The organism is Falsiroseomonas sp. (assembly GCF_041690465.1).
In the GTDB taxonomy this organism is placed as follows: Bacteria; Pseudomonadota; Alphaproteobacteria; order Acetobacterales; family Acetobacteraceae; genus Falsiroseomonas.
The window spans coordinates 37,957-57,606 of record NZ_JAWLHG010000007.1; the positions used below are offsets into that span (position 1 = coordinate 37,957).

Sequence of the window (19,650 nt, forward strand, 5' to 3'; positions counted from 1 at the left end):
CTCAGCCGACCAGCGCGACCGCGATCCACCCGATCACCAGCACGGAAAGCAGCGATGGCGCCAGCAGGCGCCAGAGCTGCGCCGGGCGGGTGCCGTCCGCCAGCAGGCCACAGATCAGCGCGGTGACGGCGAAGGACATCCCCGCCCCCGCCGCGCCGGCGAAGTTGTGCAGGGCGGGCGCAAGCATCTCCGGCAGGCCCGCCGCCTGGCCGAGCGCAGCTTGCACCGGCATCAGCGCGGCGTTCGATCCGACATTGCTGCCGGTCACCATGCCGGAGGCGAGCCCCAGCACCGGCACCGCATAGGGCGCGAGCGGGCCGAGGCCGGATGCGGTCGCCTCGGCCAGCGCGCCGGCGATGCCGGAGCCGGCCATCCAGCGCGCCAGCACGACATAGAGCAGCATCACCAGCACCGGCCGCTTCGCCCGCGCGAAGGCACCGCGCGCGGCCGACGCGGGATCGGCCCGGCGCAGCAGCAGCAGGCCGGAGACGAGCCACAGCACCACCGCCACATGGGTCAGCGGGAAGGCGGGCAGGTCGGGGAAGGGCGCCCAGGCGGGCGCACCCTCCCACGCCCGCGCCAGCAGCAGCGCGGCGGTCAGCCCCGCATAGGGCGCGAGCGAGCGCAGCGCCGCGCGCCAGCCCGCGGCATCGCGGGGCGGATCGAGCCGCCACAGCAGCGCCAGCAGCGGGATGCCGGTGGCGATGATCCCCGCCGCCTCGAAGGGGAACAGCGCGTGCGACGCCACCAGCAGCGCCGCGACCAGGCAGAGCACGAGCGTCTGCACCAGCTTCTCGCCCGGCGGCACCTTGATGCCGGCGGCGTCGCAGAGCCGCCACAGCACCGGGCCGAGCAGCGCGAACCACACGGCATTGGGCCAGGCGGTGGCGAAGGCGACCTCCTGCGCCGGCAACCCGATCAGCGCCGCGCCGAGCGCCGTGCCGGGGCCGAGCCCGCCCCATGGCACCAGCGTGAGCGAAAGCAGCGCCATCGCCCCGGCCGCCGCGCCGGAGAGCCCCATGCCGCGCAGCGCCGAGAGCGCGAAGACCGCACCCACCGCGAAGCCGGTCACGCTTTCCAGGAAGGCGCCGGCGAGCAGCGTGGCGACGAAGATGCGGCGCGGCTCGGCGCGCGCCATCGAGGCTTCCGGACGCTCTCGCGCCACGGCGGCGTGGAACAGCAGGCCGCCGGTCACCACGCCGATCGGCTTCAGCGCCAGGAAGGCGCCGCGCAGCGTCTCCTCCGTGACGAAGGCAGCAGGCGGGATTCCGGCCGGCAGGGAGAGCAGCACGGCGGGCAGCGCGGCGGCGAGCGCGGCCAGCACCGCCGGCACCGGCCCGGCCCGGCCCGAGAGCAGCAATGCCACCAGCAGCAGCAGCGGCAGGGCCTGCAGCGCGAGGATCATGGCGCGCGCCTTGCACCGGCTGCGCAACGGGGGGAGGCTCGGCGGTGATGGACGCGCCGACGCTCTACGCCGCCTATGGCAGCAATCTCGACCATGCGCGGATGCTCGGCCGCTGCCTCGGTGCGGCGCCGGCCGGCGCGGCGCTGCTGCCGGGCTGGCGGCTGGTGGTGAACCGCTACGCCTCCATCGCCCGCGATGCCGCGGCGAGCGTGCCGCTCGGCCTGTGGCGGATCACGCCTGGGCACCTCGCCGCGCTCGACCTGGCGGAGGGAACGGCCTTCGGGATCTACGAGCGCATCCGCATCCGCCTGCCGGAGCCGGTCGCGGGCGCGTCGGAGGCCTGGACCTATGTGGAGCGGGTCCACCGGCCGGGCCCGCCCGAGGCCTGGTATGTCGCACATCTCCGGCAAGGCTATCGCGACTTCTCGCTGGATGCGGCGGTGCTGGAGGCGGCGCTCTCGGGTGGATGAGCCGGGATCTGCGGCGCGGCGACGAGCGGCGCGGCGCGGCGCCGTGCCACCTTCGCCTCGCGCCGCGTGATGTAGAGCGCGCTGCCGACGATCAGCGCCGCGCCGAGGCCGAGCCAGGCATCCGGCAATTCGCCGAACAGCGCGACGCCGAAGCCGGCGGCGAAGACCAGCCGGACATAGGAGAGCGGTGCGATCACGCTGGCATCCGCCAGCCGCAGCGCGTTGATCCAGAGATGCATCGCGAACGGCCCGCAGAGCGCCGTCAGCAGCAGCAGGCCGAGACTGCTCCAGCCCGGCCAGGCCAGGCCAGGCAGCGCGACCGGCAGGGCCAGCGCGGTGGTGACCAGGCCGATGTAGAACATGATGGTGTTGGTGCGCTCGCTGCGCGCCAGCATCTTGGTGGTCAGCACGATGCCGGCGCCGAGGCAGGAAGCGCCGATGGCGGCCGCCAATGGCAGGCCGAGCGCCACGCCCTCCGCCCCGTCCCAGGGCCGCACGATCGCCACCACGCCGGCGAAGCCCACCAGCGTCGCGCTCCAACGGCGCCAGCGCACCACCTCGCCGAGCACCGGGCCGGCCAGCGCGGTGACGAACAGCACCGAGGTGAAGGACAGCACCGTCGCGGTGGCCAGCGGCAGCGCCGCGAAGGAGAGGAAGTAGAGATACCAGGAGACGCCGGAGAGCAGCCCGCGCAGCAGGTTGAGCTTCAGGTTCTTCGTGCGCACCAGCCCGATGGGATCGTGCAGCAGCTGCGGCACCGTCCAGGCCAGCTGGCCGAGGGCGCGCGCCAGCACGATGGTGGCGAGCGGCACGCCCTCGATCGCCTTCACCACCACCGTCTCGAGGTTGAACAGGAAGGCGGAGGCGAGCGCGAGCAGCGCCGCCTTCGTCATGATGCTCATCCCGCCGCTCATCGCCGGCGCGCCTCGGCGAGGGTGACGACGAGCGCACCGGCGATCACCACCGCGCCGCCGGCCCAGCCCCAGGCATCCGGCAGCTCGCCCCAGGCCAGCCAGGCGACCAGCGCGACGAAGACGAGCCGCAGATACTGGAAGGGCGCGACGGCGGAGGCCTCGCCGGCGCGCAGCGCCTCCGTCACCAGCCAGATGATCGAGGGCGAAACGAAGGCGAGGACCGCCAGCAGCGTGAGGTCCGGCAGACCGAGCGGCACCCAGGCCGCCAGCGCGAAGGGTGCCGCGCCGCCGAAGGTGACCAGGCCCACCCAGGCGAGGATGGTCGCCGTGCTCTCCGTGCGGGTCAGGCTGCGCGAGGTGAGCGTGATGCCGCACCAGGCGATGGCCGCGCCGATGGCCATGGCGGTGCCCAGCGGATCGGCGCCGCTGCCCGGGCGCAGCATCAGCGCGATGCCGGCGAGGCCGATCAGCGTGCCGGCCCAGCGCCAGCGATCCACCCGCTCGCCCAGCAGCGGACCGGCGAGCAGGGTGGTGAAGATGACGTTGGTGAAGGAGAGCACGGTCGCCGTCGCCGCCTCCAGCCGCGCGAAGGAGCCGTAGTAGAGCGCCCAGGTGAAAAGCGAGGCGAGTCCGCGCAGCACATGCATCGGCACCCGCCGCGAGCGGAACACGCGGATGCCGCTGGCGAGGAAGGCCGGCACCGTCCAGATCAGCTGGCCGGCGGCGCGGAAGGCGACCTGCACCTCGATCGGGATGCCGCGCTCGGTCATCCAGCGGATCGCCAGCGCCTCGGCGGCGAAGACCACCGCGGCCGCCGACATCAGGGCGGCGCCGCGGAGGTTGTCGGCCTGCTCCCTCATCCGGCGCGGCTGGTCCGCATTGACGTCCCGACGATCCCGGTTAGCGTGGCAGGCAGGTTGAGCCGCGCCCACCCCGCGAAGCAAGCGCGGCCGGCGCATGGGGGAGTTGCGCCGCGTGGCGAAGGACGCCGAAAAGGCCGGGGCGACGGCTTCAGTGGACCGCGGGCCGATCCTGATCTGGGGCGCGGGGGCGATCGGCGGCACCGTCGGCGCGCATCTCGTCCGTGCCGGACATGCTGTCGTGTTCGCCGACATCGTTGCCGACCATGTCGCCGCGATCCGCGACCGCGATCGCGGCCTCGCCATCGAGGGGCCGCTCGCCGCCTTCCGCGTCACCGCGCCGGCCTTCACGCCGGATGCCGTGCAGGGCGAGTTCCGGCGCGTCTTCCTGGCGGTGAAGACGCACGACACCGAAGCCGCCTGCCGGCAGCTGCTGCCGCACCTGGCGCCAGATGGCTATGTGCTGTCGCTGCAGAACGGGCTGTGCGAGCGGGTGATCGCGGAGGTCTGCGGCACACAGCGCACCATGGGCGCCTTCGTCAATTTCAGCGCCGATTGGCTTGAGCCGGGGCGCATCATGTATGGCGGCCGCGGCGCGGTGGTGGTGGGCGAGCTGGACGGCGCGATGACGCCGCGCGTCACTGCGCTGCACGCGCTGCTGCGCGACACCTTCGAGCCGGATGCCGTGCTGACGCCGAACATCTGGGGCTTCCTGTGGGGCAAGCTCGCCTATTCCTCGCTGCTCTACATGCAGGGCCTGGCGGAGAAGGGCATCGCGGACACGCTGGCGCGGAAGGAGCTGCTGCCGCTGATCCGCGCGCTCTGCGGCGAGGTGATGGCGGTCGCGCGGGCGGAGGGCGTGACGCCGCTCGGCTTCAACGGCTTCGAGCCCTCGGCCTTCTACGAAGGCGCCAGCGAGGACGCCGCGCGCGCCTCGATCGCCGCGCTGGAGGCGTTCAACCGGCCGAACGCGAAGACCCATTCCGGCATCTGGCGCGACCTGTGGGTGCGGCGCCGCGCGACGCCGGCCGATGCGCAGATCGGCGTGGTGATCCCGATCGGGCGTGCGCATGGCATCGCCTGCCCGGCGCTCACGGCGCTGATCGCCATGGTGCACCAATGCGAGCGCGGCGAGCGCCCGATGTCCGACGACAACCTGAACGAATTGGCGAGGAACCTGGCATGAACATCCGCTACGACGGCGTGACCGTCGCCGTCACCGGCACCGGCCACGGCTTCGGGCGCTGCATCGCGCGCAGCTTCGACGCGCTCGGCGCCAAGGTCTTCGCCTGCGACATCTCGGCCGACAACATCGCCGAGACCGCGAAGGGCACCGGCATCACCACCGCCGCCTTCGACCTGACGGCGCCCGGCGCCGCGCAGGACTGGATCAAGGGCATCGAGGACGCCACCGGCGGTGCGGTCGGCGTGCTGGTCTGCAATGCCGGCGGCGTGCGCGGCCAGGCGATGCGGCCGGTGGAGGAGGTGCCGGAGGAGGACTGGCACGCGATCTTCGACATCAACACCCATGCCGCCTTCAGGCTGGCCAAGGCGGTGGTGCCGGGGATGAAGCGCGCGAAGGCCGGGCGCATCGTGACGATCAGCAGCGGCGCCGGGCTGAAGCCGAGCAAGACCGGGATCCAGGCCTATTGCGCGGCCAAGCATGCGCTGGTCGGGCTGACGAAGCAGCTCTCGCGTGAGCTCGGCCCGTTCAACATCACGGTGAACAGCGTCGCACCCGGCTTCATCCTGTCGAACCCCGCCACCATCGTGCAGTTCGAGGGCTATGGCGAGGCCGGCAAGAAGGCGCTGGTGGAGGGCATCGCGCTGAAGCGCCTCGGCGCGCCGGAGGATATCGCCAACGCCGTGTTGTTCCTCGCCTCGCCCTTCGCGGGGTGGGTCAGCGGGCAGATCCTGTCGGTGGACGGGGGCTGACGCCGCGGCGCGGCGCGCCGTGCCGGATGCGCTGAAGCCGCTGCCCTGGGCGCTGATCGCCGCGGGCAGCTTCGCGCTGTTCGCCATCTCCGGCAGCGGCACCACGCGCGCGCCGTTCCTGATCGACATGGCGCGCGACCTCTCGGTCAGCCTGGGCCTCACGGCGAACGTCATGGCGATGAACGCGGTGACCTGGGGCATCGCCTCGGTCTTCGCCGGCGCGCTCTCGGACCGCGTCGGGCGGCAGCCCTTCCTGATCGGCGGGCCGATCTGCCTCGCGGTTTCCTCGGTGGGCGTGGCGGTGTCGGAGAGCTATGCCGGTGTCGCCTTCTGGGCGACCGTCGGCGGCGCGGCGGCGGGTGTGGTCTCGGCGACGGTGGTCACGGAAGTCTCCTCCCGCGTCGAGAACCGCCAGCGTGGCCGCGCGCTCGGCTGGACATTGTCGGGACAGTCGATGGCGCTGCTGCTCGGCGTGCCGCTGGCGACCGTGGCCGGTGCGGCGATCGGCTGGCGCGGGGTGCATCTCGCCGTCGGCGTGGTCGCGCTGATCGCCGCGCTGGGACTGTTCCTGACCATGCGCAAGCCGGTGGCGAAGGCGGGCGGGGCGCGGCGGGTGGCGATCGACTATCGCGCCGTGCTGTCAGGCCGCGTGCTGCGGCTGCTGATCATCGGCGTGGCGGAGCGGACCTGCTACGCGCTGGCCGTCACCTTCTTCGCCACCTACCTGCAGACTGCGTATGGCGTTTCGCTGGCGGGGCTGGCGCTGCCGCTGGCGGTCTTCGCGCTCGGCAACATCCTCGGCACGCTGCTCGGCGGGCAGCTGGCGGACCGGCTGCCGAACCGGCTGCTGACCTTCGCGGGCGCGATGCTTTGCGCCGCGGTGATCGCGCTGCCGCTGTTCCTCTGGCAGGGCGGGGTCGCTGTGACGGTGGCGCTGGGCTTCGCCTTCGTGCTGGCGACCTCCGTCGCGCGGCCCTGCATGATGGCGGCGCTGAGCAACGTGCCCGACGAGATCCGCGGCACGGTGCTCGGGTTGAACGTGACTTCGGCCTCGATCGGCTGGCTCGCCGCGGCGGCGGTGGGCGGGCTGGTTATCGCCGCCTTCGGCTTCGCGGGCTTCGCACCGATGGCGGCGGGGCTGGCGCTGATGGGCGCGCTGCTGGCGATCGGCAGCCGGCGGCAGGCCTGAGCGCGGCCTGCTTGCGCCAATACGAGGTTGCAGTAAGGACGCTCCACTTATAAGGGGCGCACAGCCAAACTAACTTCACGCTGCCACTCCAAACCTGCGTGATTGCAGGCAAGCCGCACCCAGTTCTCGACCTCCTTAGTAGAGTTGTTCGTGCCAACCCACCATCCGTCCATCAGCGGTGTAGCAAACTTGGCCGCCAGCTTCGGGTCCTTGAAGAGGTCTTGGCGGTTGCGCGCGACAATTCGCTTGGTTCGGCCTTTCGAAGCCGCCAGCTTCTGCAAAGTGCCGGGCCTCACTTCCTCAATCAAGCGCAAGATTTTTTGGAGAGCGCTCTTCAAAGATGTTTCGGTCGCTTGTTTGTCCAGCACGCGCACGGTGAAGTGGCCGCTTCGCCGTGCACTACGCGGCGCCTCAGTCGGAGCAGTTTCGGTGAGGGTTACATACTGCGCCTGCTCCTCACCAGTCGTTGCGCGTACCAGCGTCTCAGTCGGCAGATCGATGAAGATTTTGGGCGCTTCGAGGCCCGCGGCGATGCCGATGCGAGTTGACGAGACAAGTCTGGCGTTCATGGCACCTGTCGGGTCGGCTTGCCCGAGCAGGTCTCGCAGTTTGGGAGTGGGAATCAAGGCAGCCATGGCGGCGCTCCGTTGTTAACGAAGCGCACCTTGCCCGTGTCGATGGTATAAGTCAAGCGCCTTGTAAGGTAAGTGAGAGAGCGTAAAGCCTGTCCTATGCCATCGTCGCGAACAGCCCCGCCAGCAGCTTCGTCCGCGGCACCAGCGAGGCCACGGTCACATGCTCGTTCAGCGTATGCGCGCCGGCGCCGCCGATGCCGAGGCCGTCCAGCGTCGGGATGCCCATCGCGCCGGTGAAGTTGCCGTCCGAGCCGCCGCCGCTGCTCTGGCTGTTGATGTCGAAGCCGATCGCCTGCGCAAGACTGCGCGCATGGGCGTAGAGCGCCATCACCTGCGCATCCGCCTCCCACACCGGCCGCGTGACGCCGCGCCTGACCTCCAGCATCACGTCGGGCGAGGAGGATTGCAGCGCCAGCATCCGCTCGATGCCGGCATCGAGGTCGGCCTGGCGCTTGGCCATGCTGAGCACCTCCAGGTCGCAATGCGTGGCGACGCAGTTCACCCATTGCCCACCATGGATGACGCCGGCGGAGAAGGTGCAGTCCTCGCCGGTCATCGCCTCGATCGCCAGCACCTGGCGGCACATCTCGCGGATCGCGCTGCGGCCCTCGGCGAGCGTGCTGCCGGCATGACTCGGCCGGCCGGTGGTGCGCAGGTTGAAGCGCGCGATGGCATAGCGGCCGGTCACCACGCCGCCATCCGGTCGCGCCGGCTCCGGCACCAGCACGAACTTCGCGCGCGCGGCCTCCGCCTCGATGATGTCGCGGGTGGAGGGGCTGCCCACTTCCTCATCGGACGTCAGCAGGAAGGTCACCGGCAGCTTCGTCGCCATGGCGGCACGCAGCAGCTGCCGCATCGCCTCGACCGCGAGATAGGTGCCGCCCTTCATGTCGAAGACGCCGGGGCCGAAGACCAGCCCGCCCTCGCGCCGCCAGGGCAGCTTCTCCAGCGTGCCGACGGGATGAACGGTGTCGAGATGCGCCAGCACCAGGATGCCGGGCGTCGTCTCGGCAGCGGTATGCGGGAAGCGGGCGCGGATGCAGTCGCCGAAGCCCATGCGGCCGGGGATGCGCTCGATCCGCGCGCCCAGCAGCGCCATCTCCCGCGCCGCCAGCTCCATCATGCGGTTCACGGCGGCGGCGTCGAAGGTGGGGGATTCGCATTCCACCCAGGGGCGCAACCCGGCGAGAATCGCCTCGGCGTCGAAGGGCAGGTCGAGGGCGGGGTGGCGGGTGGTGGCGGCATCCATGCGGCGGTCTCCGTTGCGGACGGAAGCAGCCTGCGGGCGATGCGCCAAGGCGGCAAGGGTGCGGCAAGGATGGCTCCGGCGGGGAGCAGCGTCATCGCGATTTCCAGCGGCGGGCCGGACGGGCTAGCCTCGGCCGGATGAGCGCCAGCCAGCCGCCCCCCGCCCGATCCTCCTCCTCGCCGCCGGTGCGCCCGCGCATCGTGCCCCAGGTGGGCCCCGCCGCCTGGCGCGCGGCGGATCTGCGGCCGGCCGACTGGATGGTGCCGCTCGGCGCCGAGGACGCCGCGGAGATCGAGGCGGCGCTCGCCGCCCTGGGCGGCCGCGCGCCGGTGGCAGCCGGGGAGGCGGCGATGCCGCGGCTCGGTGCCGTGCTGCGCCAGGCGGCGACCCGGCTGGATACCGGCCGCGGCTTCGTGCTGCTGCGCGGCCTGCCGATGGACCGCCTCGGCGAGGGCCAGGCGGAAGCGCTGCTGTTGGTGCTCGGTGTGCATCTCGGCGGCGCCATTCCGCAGGGCGAGGGTGGCGAACTGGTGCAGCGCCTGGCGAGCCCGGCGACCGGGGCGGAGCGCTGGCGCTTCCATGCCGATGCGGCGGATGCGGTGGTGCTGCTGACGCTGCGCCAGCCGCCGGAGGTGGACCCGGCGATGCTGGTCGCGGCGGCGGCGGTGCACAACGAGATGCTGAAGCGCGACCGCGCGGCGCTCGAACTGCTCTACGCGCCGCTGCCGCATCTGCAGATGCGGATGCAGGGCCCGGACCCGGTCGCCGAGCCCGCGGCGGTGGACCTGCCGGTGTTCAGCACCGCCTCCGGCGCCTTCGTCGGGCGTTATGCGCGCGATGCAATCGAGGCGGCGCAGCGCCTGCCGCACACGCCGCGGCTGACCGCGGCGCAGGTCGAAGCGCTCGACCTGCTGGACGCGATCTGCGCCGAGCCGGGGCTGGCGCTGCGCATGGAAGTGCGGCCGGGCGACGTGCTGCTGTTCAACCCGCTGCAGGTCTGGAAGCGGCGCGCGGAATCGCCATCGGGCGCGCCGGTGGCCGAGACGCCGGATGCGGGCGGCTCACGCCAGGCGCTGCGGCTGCTGCTGCTGACGCCCAACTCCCGCGCGCTGCCGGAGGGTCTGGTCGCCATCGGCGAGAGCGACGGGGCGGGTGAGGGCCGCGGCGGGATGGTCGGCGGGTAGCTGCCCGGGCCGGCGACGAAACTGCGCAGTGCCGGCCTACGTTCCGCCTCCCGGACGGGAGGGGTGCGGCATGCGGCTCGGCGGGCGCGAAAGCGGCAATGTGGAGGATCGGCGCGGCCAGGGGCGCGTCGGGCGGCGCATCGGCGGCGGACGGATCGTGGCGGGCGGCGGGCTCGGGACCGTGGTGCTGGTGGTGCTGGCGCTGCTGTTCGGCGTGGATCCCGGACTGATCCTCTCCGGCGACGGGCCGACCCCGCCGCCCTATGCCACCGAAGGCGGCGGACCGGGCGGCGAGCCGCCGCCGGCCGATTCGGCGCGGACCTTCGTCGCCCGCGTGCTGGCCGAGACCGAGGATGTGTGGAACCCGCTCTTCGAATCGATAGGCCGCAACTACGAGGAGCCGCGGCTGGTGCTCTACAACGGCGTGGTGGAGAGCGGCTGCGGCACGGCGCAGGCACAGGTCGGGCCATTCTACTGCCCGGGTGACCGCCGCGTGTACCTCGACCTCGGCTTCCTCGGCCAGATGCAGCAGAGCCTTGGCGCCACGGGCGATTTCGCGGCCGCCTATGTGATCGCGCATGAGGTCGGCCACCACGTGCAGAACCTGCTTGGCGTGCTGTCCAGGGCCGAGGCGCTGAAGGGCCGCGCAGGCGAGGCGGAGGCGAATGCGCTGCAGGTGCGGGTGGAACTGCAGGCCGATTGCCTGGCCGGCCTCTGGGCGCGGCGGGCGCATGAGGCGCGCGCCATCCTGGAGAAGGGCGACATCGAGGAGGGGCTGAACGCCGCCGCAGCGGTCGGCGATGACCGATTGCAGCGCCGTGCCCGCGGCACCGTGCAGCCGGAGAGCTTCACCCATGGCAGTTCCGCCCAGCGCGTGCGCTGGTTCCGCGCCGGCCTCGAAAGCGGCCGGCTTGAGGCCTGCGACACCTTCCTGACCGACCGGCTGTAGCGGCCTCGCCCGCGGACGAGGCGGGGGGTTGGGGGGCGGGAAATCCTACCCTACGCTGGTCCCCATGCCGCGCATCGCCGTCGCCCGCCTCTGGTTCGAGGGCAACTCCTTCACACCCGTCCCGACCGGGATGGAGGCCTTCCGCTCCCGCGAATGGCTCGCGGGCGCCGCGGATCTGGCGGCGCAGGCGGGCACCGGCACGGAGCTCGGCGGGCTCTGCGCCTTCCTCGCCGCACGGCCGGGCTGGCAGGCGGCGTTGCTCCGCGCCACCTCCGCCCAGCCCGGCGGGCCCATTGCCGCCGCCGTCCTGGATGCCTGGCTCGCCGAGGTGGAGCAGGGGCTGCGCGCCGGCGCGCCCTGGGACGGGGTCTATCTCTCGCTGCACGGCGCCTGCGTGGCGGAGCACGAGCCGGCCGCCGACCTCGCCATCATCCGGCGCGTGCGGGCGCTTATCGGCGACACGCCGCTGGTCGCGAGCTTCGATTTCCACGGCAACATGGCGCCCGAGATCGCGACGCTGCTGGACGGCGCGAGCGTCTATCGCAGCTACCCGCATGTGGACATGGCCGAGACGGCGGACCGCGCGCTGCAACTGCTGGAACGGCGCATGGCCGGCGAGCGGCTGCACGGCGCCATCGTCAAGCTGCCCTGCGTGCTGCACAGCTTCCACATGCGCTCGGCCGGCGGCCCAATGGCCGAGGTGTGGGCCGAGGCGGCGGTGCTGCGGCACGGCCCGGTGCTGGAAGCCGCGCCCTTCGGCGGCTTCGCCTGGTCCGACACGCCGCATGCCGGCCCCTGCGGCATGGCCTGGGCCACCGACCCCGTTGCTGCGCGCGAAGCGGCCACGGCGATCGCGGAGGCCATCGCCGCGCGGCGCGCCCGCTTCGCCGTGACGCTGCCCTCGCCGGAGGCCGCGTTGGCCACCGCGCTGGCCGCGCCGGCCGGCCTGGTGGCGCTGCTCGACCCGGCGGACAACCCGCTCTCCGGCGGCGTCGCGGATACGCCGGGGCTGCTGCGCACGCTGGTCGCGGCCGGGCCGCCGGTGGAGACCGTCTTCGCCTTCCTGCACGACCCCGTGGCGGTGGGGCAGGCGCGCGAGGCCGGGGAGGGGGCAACACGGCGCTTCACCCTCTGCGCCCGCACCACCGATGCCTTCGGCCCGCCGGTGCCCCTGGAGGCGACGGTCGAGCGCCTCACCGATGGCCGCTTCGTCAATGACGGGCCGATGGAACGCGGCATGAAGGTGGATCTCGGCCCGACCTGTGTGCTGCGCGCAGGGCTGCTGCGGGTGATCGTCACCACCCGGAAGGAGGCGGCGGTGGACCCCGCCTTCTTCGCGCTGCACGGCGTGGACCTGCGCGCCACGCGGTTGCTGGCGAACAAGGCGAAGAACCACTTCCGCGCCGCCTTCGCCGAACGCTGCGCCGCCATCGTGGAATGCGACTGCCCGGGGCCGGCGGCGCTCGACCTCGCCGCGCTGCCCTTCCGGCACGTGAAGCGGACCATGCTGGCGCCAGCCGAGGCGCTGCCATAGGCTTTCGCCCAAAGGACGGAAGAGGAGGAACGCCATGCGCCGCCGGCACCTGCTGCTGGGGCTCGCCCTGCCATTCGCGCGCCCCGCGCGCGCGCAGGACCTGCCCCGCACCATTCGCATCGTCGTGCCCTTCGCCGCAGGCGCCTCCTCGGACACTGTCGCCCGCATCGTCACCGCGAAGCTCGCCGACGTGCTCGGCGTGACTCTCGTGGTGGAGAACCGCGCCGGTGCGGGTGGGCTGCTCGCGGCGCAGATGGTGGCGCGCGCGGCGCCGGATGGCGCGACGCTGCTCTGGGGCGGCGGCACCGCCATCACCCATGCGGTGATGGGGCGCGATCCCGGCTACGACGTGCTGCGCGATTTCACGCCGATCGCCACCATCGTCGAGAACCCGGCTCTGCTTGCCGTGCGCACGGCCGCGCCGTGGCAGGACCACCAGGCGCTGTTCGCCGCCGCGCGCAGCGCGCCGGCGGGCGGGCTGCGCTACGGCTCGGGCGGCGTCGGCACGCCGGCGCATATGGCGGCCGCGGCGATGCTGAAGGCGCTCGGGCTGGAGGGGACGCATGTGCCCTATCGCGGCGCCAACCAGGCGACCCTCGCGGTCGAGACCGGCGAAGTGGACTTCGCTTTCGCCATCAGCAACATCGTGATCCCGCGGCTGCGGCACGGCACGGTGCGCGTGCTGCTCTCAACCGCCGCGCGGCGCATCTCCGCGCTGCCCGAGGTGCCGACCCTGAAGGAGACGGTGCCCGATGGGCCGGTGATCGTCAGCGGCGCCTCCCTCGTCGGGCCGGCCGGCATGCCGCCCGCCGTCGTGGCGCGCCTGCATGCTGCGGTGAACAAGCTGGTCACCGAGGACACGGCGCTCCGCGAGGCGCTGACGCGGGAGGGCGGTGACATCACCCTCGCCGCCTCGCCCGCCGCCTATGCCGCCGACTGGCCGGAGGAAGTCGCCCGGCTGCGCCGGCTGGTGCAGGTTTCCGGGGCGCGGGTGGAATGAACGCCGCGGAGTTCTTCGCCGCCTACGACGCCTTCGGCGAGCGCCGCGCCGGTGGCGAGGGTGACGCCGCCAGCGCGACTTGGCTGCGCGACCAGGCCGAGGCGGCGGGCGCCTCCGCGCGGCTGGTGCCGGTGGGCTTCGAGCGCTTCGTGCCGGGCGAGGCCTGGCTTTCCTCCGGCGATCACCGCATCGAGGGCCTGCCGCTGTTCGATGGCGGCACCACCGATGCGGGCGGCGTGGTGGGCACGCTCGGGCCGCTCGGTTCCGCCGCGCGGATCGGCTTCGTCGAGATGCATCCGCAGGCGGCGAGCCTGCCCAACAACCCCTTCGCGCTGGCGCGGCGCGAGAGCCGGCATGCGGCCATCGTCGTCGCGCTGCGGACGAAGCCGGACAGCCTTGCGCCGCTGAACGCGCACGACCTGGCGCATCCCGTCGGGCCGCCGGTGCTGCAGGTGGCCGGGCGCGATGCGCCCCTGCTGCAACGGCTTGCCGCCGGCGGCGCGCCGGCGAAGCTGGTGGCGCAGGGGCGTCGCGGTGCTGCGCGCTCGGCCAATGTGCGCGCCGAGCTGCCGGGCGAAGGGCCGCCGCTGCTGCTGCTGACGCCGCGCACCTCCTGGTGGACCAGCACCGCCGAGCGCGGTGGCGGCATCCTCGCCTGGCTGGTCGCGTTGCGCGCGCTGGCCGCGGCGCCGCGCCGGCGCGCGGTGGTAGCGCTGGCGAGCTGTGGCCACGAGCTCGGGCATATCGGCGCGCACAAGGCCTTCGCCGCGGAACCCGAGCTGGCGCGGGACAGCGCGCTGGTGATCCATCTCGGCGCCAATCTCGGCTGTGCCGAGGCGCCGCGCCTGGTGGTGCGCAGCAATGTGGACGGGCTGGCGGAGCGCATGGAGGAGGCACTGGTCGCCGCCGGCCACAGGCGCGGGCCGATCGACGCGGTGACCGGCGGCAAGGCCGGTGGCGAGGCGCACGAGATCGAACAGCGCGGCGGCCGCTATCTCTCGCTGATCGGGGAGAACCCCTGGTTCCACGCGCCGGAGGACCGCTGGCCGGACACCGTGGACCTGCCGCGGGCGACGGCGATCGCGGAGGCGGTGGCGGCCTTCGCGCGCGAGCAGGCGAGGTAAAGGCGGCCCGCCGCAAGTGCGGCGCAGCCAAGCCGGCGCCCGGCGCCTGAGGGCAGCGGAGACTAACGCCGCCAGACGCGGTCGAGCGGCATCACGCGGTTCACCAGCAGGAGCAGCGCCACCGTCATCAGGATGAAGATGGTGCTGATCGCATTGACGGTGTTCTCCAGGCTGAAGCTCGCCTCGGCATAGATCCGCACCGGCAGGGTCTGCAGCCGCGCGGTGGTGAGGAAGGCGGTCACCGTCACCTCGCCGAAGGAGATCAGGAAGCCGATCACGCAGGCCACCGCGATCCCAGGGCCGAGCTGCGGCAGGATGACGCGGCGGAAGATCCGCGCAGGCGTCGCACCGAGGCCGCCCGCGGCTTCCTCCAGGCTGCGGTCGAGCTGCGCGACCGAGGCGCGCAGCAGCGCCAGCATGAAGGGTGCGACCAGCACGACATGCACCGCGAGGATGCCGAGGAAGGGTGGCAGCGCGGTGAACCATTGCAGCAGCCGCAGCATGCCGAGCCCGATCGCGATGCCCGGCAGCGCCAGCGGCAGCATGTAGAGCGCGCCCAGCGTCTCCCGGCCGGCGAAGCCGCCGCGCACCAGCGCGAAGGCGGCCGGCAGCGCGATGGCGAGCGAGACGGCGACGCAGGCCAGCGCTAGTTGCAGGCTGGTGAAGGCGTCGTCGAGGTAGCGCGGATTGTCCAGCACCATCGCGTACCAGCGCCAGGTGAAGCCGAGGAACTGCGCCACCGTCGCCTGCGGGCTGTCGTTCACGCTGGCCACCGCCACCAGCAGCAGCGGGAAGACCAGCAGCAGGATGGCCGTCACCAGCAGCACGCGGGAGACGATCGGCGCCACAGCCTCCGCCACCGCGAAGAGGATGCGGCGCAGCATCGGCGGCAGCGAGAAGGTGACGCGCGGCGCGCGGCCGGCGACCCAGGGGGTCAGCAGCGTCACCACGCGGCTGATCAGCAGCGTCGCCATCACGCCGGCGGCCAGCATCAGGATCGCCAGCGCGGCTGCCAGCGGGTAGTTCATGATCTCGAGCCCTTCCTTCAGCACGATCATGCCGCTGACCCACACCTTCCGCCCGCCGACCAGCGCGGCGGAGACGTAGGATTCGGAGGCCAGCAGGAAGGTGATGATCAGCCCGGCCCGCAGACCCGGCAAAGAGAGCGGCAGCGTCACGCGCCAGAAGCGCGCGGCTGGCCCGGCGCCGAGCCCGGTCGCGGCTTCCTCCAGCCGCTTCTCCTGGCCCTCCAGCACGTCGTAAAGCGCCAGCACCATGAAGGGCAGGAAGACCTGGGTCAGTGCCAGCCCAACCGCGAACCAGCCGAACAGCAGCTCCGGCCGCGGCAGGCCGATGCCCTCGACCAGCGAGGCGATGACGCCGCGCGGCGCCAGCAGCAGGATGATGCCGAGCGAGCGGACGACGACGTTCGTCAGCAGCGGCACCAGCACGATAGCGAAGCCGATCGGCTTCCATCGTGGCGAAAGCCGCGTCAGCCACAGCGCCAAGGGATAGCCGAGGATCGCCGAGGCCGCCGCGACGCCGGCGCCGAGCAGCAGCGTGTTGAGGAAGACGCGCCGGTAGAACGGGTCGCCGACCAACTCGGCATATTGTGCGCCGGAGGGGAGCAGCGAGAGCGGCGCGAACATTTCGCTGCTCTCCTGCACGGAGAGCAGCATCACCGCGCCGAGCGGCGCGGCGAAGGCGGCCAGCAGCCAGACGCCATAGGGCAGGGCAAGGAGCCCGGAACCCACCCTGCCCATGACGATCGGCTAGCCCGCGATCTCGCGCGTGAAGCGCGAGGACCAGCGCGCCTGGTTGGAGATCACCAGGTCCCAGTCGAAATCCACCAGCTTCTCCACCGCGGCCTCGCCCATGACCAGCTTGGCTGCGAGGTCGGCCGGCAGCTCCAGGTTGCGGATGGTCGGGCTGTAGTAGATCTGCTCGGCATAGGCGCGCTGGCAGTCCGGCGAGAGGTGCAGGTTGACCCAGGCCTCGGCCAGCGCCTGGTTGCGGGTGCCGGTGGTGATGCAGGCGACGTTCACCGCCACGGCCTGGCCCTCGGTGGGATCGGCGACGACGATGTCGGGGTTGCGCGTCTCGGCGTATTTGCGGGTGAAGCTGCCGAACTCGATGCTCGCCGCGCCGACCTGGTTGTCGAACATGCCGTAGAGCTGGTCCTGGCTGGCCTGGATGGCGGCGAAGGGCCTGAGGCGGGCGATGTTCTGGAAGGCAGGGTCGATGTTGCGCTCGCTGCCGCCCCAGACCTTGGCCGACATCAGCAGCGCCGCGGTGCCCTGCGCACCGGGGAAGGTCGGCCAGATGATCTTCCCCTTCAGGTCGTCGCGCCAGAAATCCTTCCACGAGGTCATCGGCGCCGCCACTGCGCGGCGGTCATAGACGATCGTCACCGGGTTGAAGGCCACGCCGTAGCCGCCGAGGCGGGCGATCGGGTAGAGGTTGGCGTAGTTCGGCACGTTCGCGCTCGGCGCCTGGGTCACGCCGTCGCGCTGCGCCTGGCGGCTTTCGAAGATGTTGAGGTAGAGCACGTCGAAGGAAGGCCGGCCGCGCTCGGCATAGGCGCGGGCGCGGCGCTCGATGGTGCCGCCGAGCACGAAGTTGATCTTCACCCCGTGCTGCTGTTCCAGCGGCGTGGCGCAGTACTGGCGCACCAGGCGCTCCTGCGCGCCACCCCAGACGCCGACGGTCAGCTCGTCGCCGCGGCGGATCTGCGCAACCGCGTCCTTGCCCCAGATCGCCGGGGTGGCGAGCGCGGCAAGCAGGGCGCGGCGCTTGATGTTCAGGCTCATGCGGCTTCTCCTCGGGAGGGTGCGAAGTCCTCGATCCAGCTCATCGCCTCGACGGGCGCCGCGAGTGTCACGGCGCTGCCGGGGGCGAAGGCGAGTTCGGAAGTCGGGCGGCGCACGCGCAGCCGGTGCGGGCCGAGCACGACCTCGTAGTGGACCGCGTCGTCCAGGCGCGTCACCGCCTCGACCTGCGCCGGAGCGACCAATGGCAGGTCGGGCGCCGCGCTTTCGGCCAGCAGCATCAGCCGCGCGGCGCGCAGCACGAGATGCGTCGGGCGCGTCGGCGCGCCCGGCGGCAGGCGCACCGCCGGTGCGCCCTCGATGCGGAACAGCCCGGCCTCCGCGCGGCCTTCCAGCACGCTGCGCGCGCCGAGGAAGCGGGCGGTGAAGAGGTGGCGCGGCCGCTCCGTGAGCTCCGCCGGCGCGGCGCATTCGACGATGCGACCGCGGTCCATCACCGCGACGCGGTCGGCGAGCGCCAGCGCCTCCTCCTGGTCGTGGGTGACGAAAAGCGTGGTGATCCCGCTCCGTGCGCGCAGCCGGGCGATCTCCTCGCGCATTTCCACTCGAAGCCCGGCGTCGAGGTTGGAGAGCGGTTCGTCCAGCAGCAGCAGTTCCGGCCGGATCACCAGTGCCCGCGCCAGCGCCACGCGCTGCTGCTGGCCGCCCGACATCCGGGCGGGATAGCGATCCGCCAGCGCGCCGAGGCCGACCATCGAGAGCGCCTCGGCGACCCGCGCCTCGCGCTCGGCGCGCGGCAGGTTGCGCATCTCGAGCCCGAAGGCGACGTTGCCGGCGGCGGTCAGGTGCGGGAACAGCGCGTAGTTCTGGAACACCATGCCGATCTGGCGGCGGTGCGGCGGGTCGCGCTCCACCGCCCGGCCGCCGATCAGGATGCGGCCCGAATCGGGGGCGATGAAGCCCGCCACCAGCCGGAGCGTGGTGGTCTTGCCGCAGCCCGAGGGACCGAGGAGGGCGATGCACTCGCCGCGCGCGACCTCGAGCGAGACGCCATCCACCGCCGCCTGGGCGCCGTAGAGCTTGACGAGGCGGTCGAGGCGGAGGTGCTGGGCGTCGTTCACGGCGGGACTTTAGAGCAAACACGAGGCCATCCGGCTACCGCGTGTTTCGCAACTGATGCGCGTCCGCGTGCCGGCGACTGCCCAAGATTCTCGCGACTGCCCGCTTTCGCAGCACTCCCCGGTCGGGTTATGGCGTCGGCCAGCGGGTGGATTCCTGGCATGCGCCTTGCTCCGCGACGCTGTGATGCCGGATGGCACCGCGTTGCCGGCCGGGCGGCGCCGACCCCAGAGACGTGACGGAGGAACCAGCTTCATGGGTACCACGCATCGCACCCGCTACAGGATCGAACGCCGCGCGCTGCTGACCGGCGGCGCTGCCTTCGTGCTCGCGGCGGTGCCAGGCGCCCGCGTGCCCCTGGCACAGAGCCTCGACAAGGTCTCCTTCCAGACCAACTGGCGCGCCCAGGCCGAACATGGCGGATATTATCACGGCGTTGCGGCGAAGATCTACGAACGGCACGGGCTGGACGTCGAGGTCCGCATGGGCGGGCCGCAGCAGAACCCCGCCCAGCTGCTGCTTGCCGGCCGCGTGGACATGATCATGTCCAACGGCTTCCAGGCGCTGAACTACGTGCGCGAGAACCTGCCATTCGTGACCATCGGCGCGATCATGCAGAAGGATCCACAGATCCTGATGACGCATGAAGGCAACGGCATCAATTCCTTCGAGGACATGAAGGGCAAGCCGATCCTGATCGGCGCCTCCGGCCGCGTCACCTTCTGGCCCTTCCTGCGGCGGCGCTTCGGCTTCGCCGACGAGCAGATCCGCCCCTACACCTTCAACATCGGCCCCTTCATGGCCGACCGTAACGCCATCCAGCAGGGCTTCCTCTCCTCCGAGCCCTACGCCGCACTGGAGGCCGGCGCGAAGCCCAAGGTCTTCCTGATCGCCGATGCCGGCTACAACAACTACAACACCACGATCGACATCTCCCGCCGCATGGTGACCGAGAAGCGCGACGTGGTGCAGCGCTTCGTCAACGCCACCATGGAATCCTGGACGCAGTACATGACCGGCCAGGGGATCGAGGCGGCGAATGCACAGATCAAGCGCGACAATCCCGAGATGACGGACGCCAAGATCGCCTATGCGATCCGGGTGATGAACGAGCAGGGCATCGTGAAATCCGGCGATGCGCTGACGCTCGGCGTCGGCGCGATGACGGATGCGCGCTGGCAATCCTTCTACGAGACGATGCGCGATGCCGGGCTGTATCCCGCCGGGATGGATTTCCGCCGGGCCTACCTGCTGGATTTCGTCAACAAGCGCGTCGGGCTTTCCTGACTCCGGCGTGGCGGCGGGCGCGATGGAT

18 protein-coding genes are annotated in these 19,650 nt (G+C 72.1%); 10 read left to right on the forward strand and 8 right to left on the reverse strand.

Annotated features, from left to right (window positions below; translation table 11 throughout):
* Window position 1: 1 nt before the first annotated feature.
* Window positions 2-1,405: an L-lactate permease gene (locus tag ACESM1_RS09600; protein WP_372619561.1), complete on the reverse strand. Its 1,404-nt coding sequence runs from the start codon at window positions 1,403-1,405 to the stop codon at window positions 2-4.
* 47 nt (window positions 1,406-1,452) lie between these two features.
* Between ACESM1_RS09600 and ACESM1_RS09605 the strand changes: the two genes are divergently transcribed.
* Window positions 1,453-1,875 carry a gamma-glutamylcyclotransferase family protein gene (locus ACESM1_RS09605; RefSeq protein WP_372619563.1) on the forward strand — a complete coding sequence of 141 codons (423 nt, stop codon included), beginning with the start codon at window positions 1,453-1,455 and terminating at the stop codon, window positions 1,873-1,875.
* Here the strand turns inward: ACESM1_RS09605 and ACESM1_RS09610 are convergent.
* Both ACESM1_RS09610 and ACESM1_RS09615 read right to left on the reverse strand, forming a co-directional pair.
* Window positions 1,818-2,777, reverse strand: coding sequence for a DMT family transporter (locus ACESM1_RS09610; protein WP_372619565.1), 960 nt, complete (start codon window positions 2,775-2,777; stop codon window positions 1,818-1,820). The two genes, ACESM1_RS09605 and ACESM1_RS09610, sit on opposite strands and share 58 nt — an antisense overlap.
* Window positions 2,778-2,785: 8 nt before the next feature.
* Window positions 2,786-3,649, reverse strand: coding sequence for a DMT family transporter (locus ACESM1_RS09615; RefSeq protein WP_372619566.1), 864 nt, complete (start codon window positions 3,647-3,649; stop codon window positions 2,786-2,788).
* Window positions 3,650-3,764: 115 nt separating this feature from the next.
* Here ACESM1_RS09615 and ACESM1_RS09620 point away from each other — a divergent pair, with 115 nt between their 5' ends.
* The 3 genes from ACESM1_RS09620 to ACESM1_RS09630 are packed head-to-tail and all read left to right on the forward strand — an operon-like array spanning window position 3,765 to window position 6,773.
* Window positions 3,765-4,835 (forward strand): ketopantoate reductase family protein, encoded by a 1,071-nt coding sequence (locus ACESM1_RS09620; RefSeq protein WP_372619567.1) that lies wholly within the window; start codon window positions 3,765-3,767, stop codon window positions 4,833-4,835.
* Complete coding sequence (locus tag ACESM1_RS09625) at window positions 4,832-5,584, forward strand: SDR family NAD(P)-dependent oxidoreductase (protein ID WP_372619568.1); 753 nt, start codon at window positions 4,832-4,834, stop codon at window positions 5,582-5,584. The genes ACESM1_RS09620 and ACESM1_RS09625 overlap by 4 nt, the downstream gene beginning before the upstream one ends.
* Window positions 5,585-5,603: 19 nt before the next feature.
* Window positions 5,604-6,773 carry an MFS transporter gene (locus tag ACESM1_RS09630; protein ID WP_372619569.1) on the forward strand — a complete coding sequence of 390 codons (1,170 nt, stop codon included), beginning with the start codon at window positions 5,604-5,606 and terminating at the stop codon, window positions 6,771-6,773.
* Between the two features lie 47 nt (window positions 6,774-6,820).
* On the opposite strand, the gene ACESM1_RS09635 is transcribed toward ACESM1_RS09630, so the two are convergent.
* Together ACESM1_RS09635 and ACESM1_RS09640 are read right to left on the reverse strand one after the other, a co-directional pair.
* Complete coding sequence (locus ACESM1_RS09635) at window positions 6,821-7,408, reverse strand: hypothetical protein (RefSeq protein WP_372619571.1); 588 nt, start codon at window positions 7,406-7,408, stop codon at window positions 6,821-6,823.
* A gap of 94 nt (window positions 7,409-7,502) precedes the next feature.
* Window positions 7,503-8,657: a M20/M25/M40 family metallo-hydrolase gene (locus ACESM1_RS09640; RefSeq protein WP_372619572.1), complete on the reverse strand. Its 1,155-nt coding sequence runs from the start codon at window positions 8,655-8,657 to the stop codon at window positions 7,503-7,505.
* Window positions 8,658-8,794: 137 nt separating this feature from the next.
* On the opposite strand from ACESM1_RS09640, the gene ACESM1_RS09645 reads away from it, so the two are divergent.
* The 5 genes from ACESM1_RS09645 (at window position 8,795) to ACESM1_RS09665 (ending at window position 14,448) form a co-directional block, all read left to right on the forward strand.
* Window positions 8,795-9,841, forward strand: a complete 1,047-nt coding sequence (locus ACESM1_RS09645) for a TauD/TfdA family dioxygenase (RefSeq protein ID WP_372619573.1) — start codon at window positions 8,795-8,797, stop codon at window positions 9,839-9,841.
* Between the two features lie 70 nt (window positions 9,842-9,911).
* Window positions 9,912-10,790 (forward strand): neutral zinc metallopeptidase, encoded by an 879-nt coding sequence (locus ACESM1_RS09650; protein WP_372619575.1) that lies wholly within the window; start codon window positions 9,912-9,914, stop codon window positions 10,788-10,790.
* 64 nt (window positions 10,791-10,854) lie between these two features.
* The gene (locus tag ACESM1_RS09655; RefSeq protein ID WP_372619577.1) at window positions 10,855-12,324 is read left to right on the forward strand and encodes a M81 family metallopeptidase; all 1,470 of its coding nucleotides are present in this window, start codon (window positions 10,855-10,857) and stop codon (window positions 12,322-12,324) included.
* Between the two features lie 34 nt (window positions 12,325-12,358).
* A complete protein-coding gene (locus ACESM1_RS09660; RefSeq protein WP_372619578.1) occupies window positions 12,359-13,324 on the forward strand; it encodes a tripartite tricarboxylate transporter substrate binding protein in 966 nt (321 codons plus the stop codon).
* Window positions 13,321-14,448 carry a hypothetical protein gene (locus tag ACESM1_RS09665; RefSeq protein WP_372619579.1) on the forward strand — a complete coding sequence of 376 codons (1,128 nt, stop codon included), beginning with the start codon at window positions 13,321-13,323 and terminating at the stop codon, window positions 14,446-14,448. Before ACESM1_RS09660 ends, ACESM1_RS09665 begins: the two co-directional genes overlap by 4 nt.
* A gap of 62 nt (window positions 14,449-14,510) precedes the next feature.
* Here ACESM1_RS09665 and ACESM1_RS09670 read toward each other — a convergent pair whose 3' ends face one another.
* The 3 genes from ACESM1_RS09670 to ACESM1_RS09680 are packed head-to-tail and all read right to left on the reverse strand — an operon-like array spanning window position 14,511 to window position 18,337.
* The gene (locus ACESM1_RS09670; protein WP_372619580.1) at window positions 14,511-16,202 is read right to left on the reverse strand and encodes an ABC transporter permease; all 1,692 of its coding nucleotides are present in this window, start codon (window positions 16,200-16,202) and stop codon (window positions 14,511-14,513) included.
* Window positions 16,203-16,220: 18 nt separating this feature from the next.
* Window positions 16,221-17,258: an extracellular solute-binding protein gene (locus ACESM1_RS09675; RefSeq protein ID WP_372619581.1), complete on the reverse strand. Its 1,038-nt coding sequence runs from the start codon at window positions 17,256-17,258 to the stop codon at window positions 16,221-16,223.
* Entirely contained in the window at window positions 17,255-18,337 is a 1,083-nt protein-coding gene (locus ACESM1_RS09680) for an ABC transporter ATP-binding protein (protein ID WP_372619583.1), read from the reverse strand. The genes ACESM1_RS09675 and ACESM1_RS09680 overlap by 4 nt, the downstream gene beginning before the upstream one ends.
* 253 nt (window positions 18,338-18,590) lie before the next feature.
* On the opposite strand from ACESM1_RS09680, the gene ACESM1_RS09685 reads away from it, so the two are divergent.
* Entirely contained in the window at window positions 18,591-19,622 is a 1,032-nt protein-coding gene (locus ACESM1_RS09685) for an ABC transporter substrate-binding protein (protein WP_372619584.1), read from the forward strand.
* Window positions 19,623-19,650 lie beyond the last annotated feature (28 nt).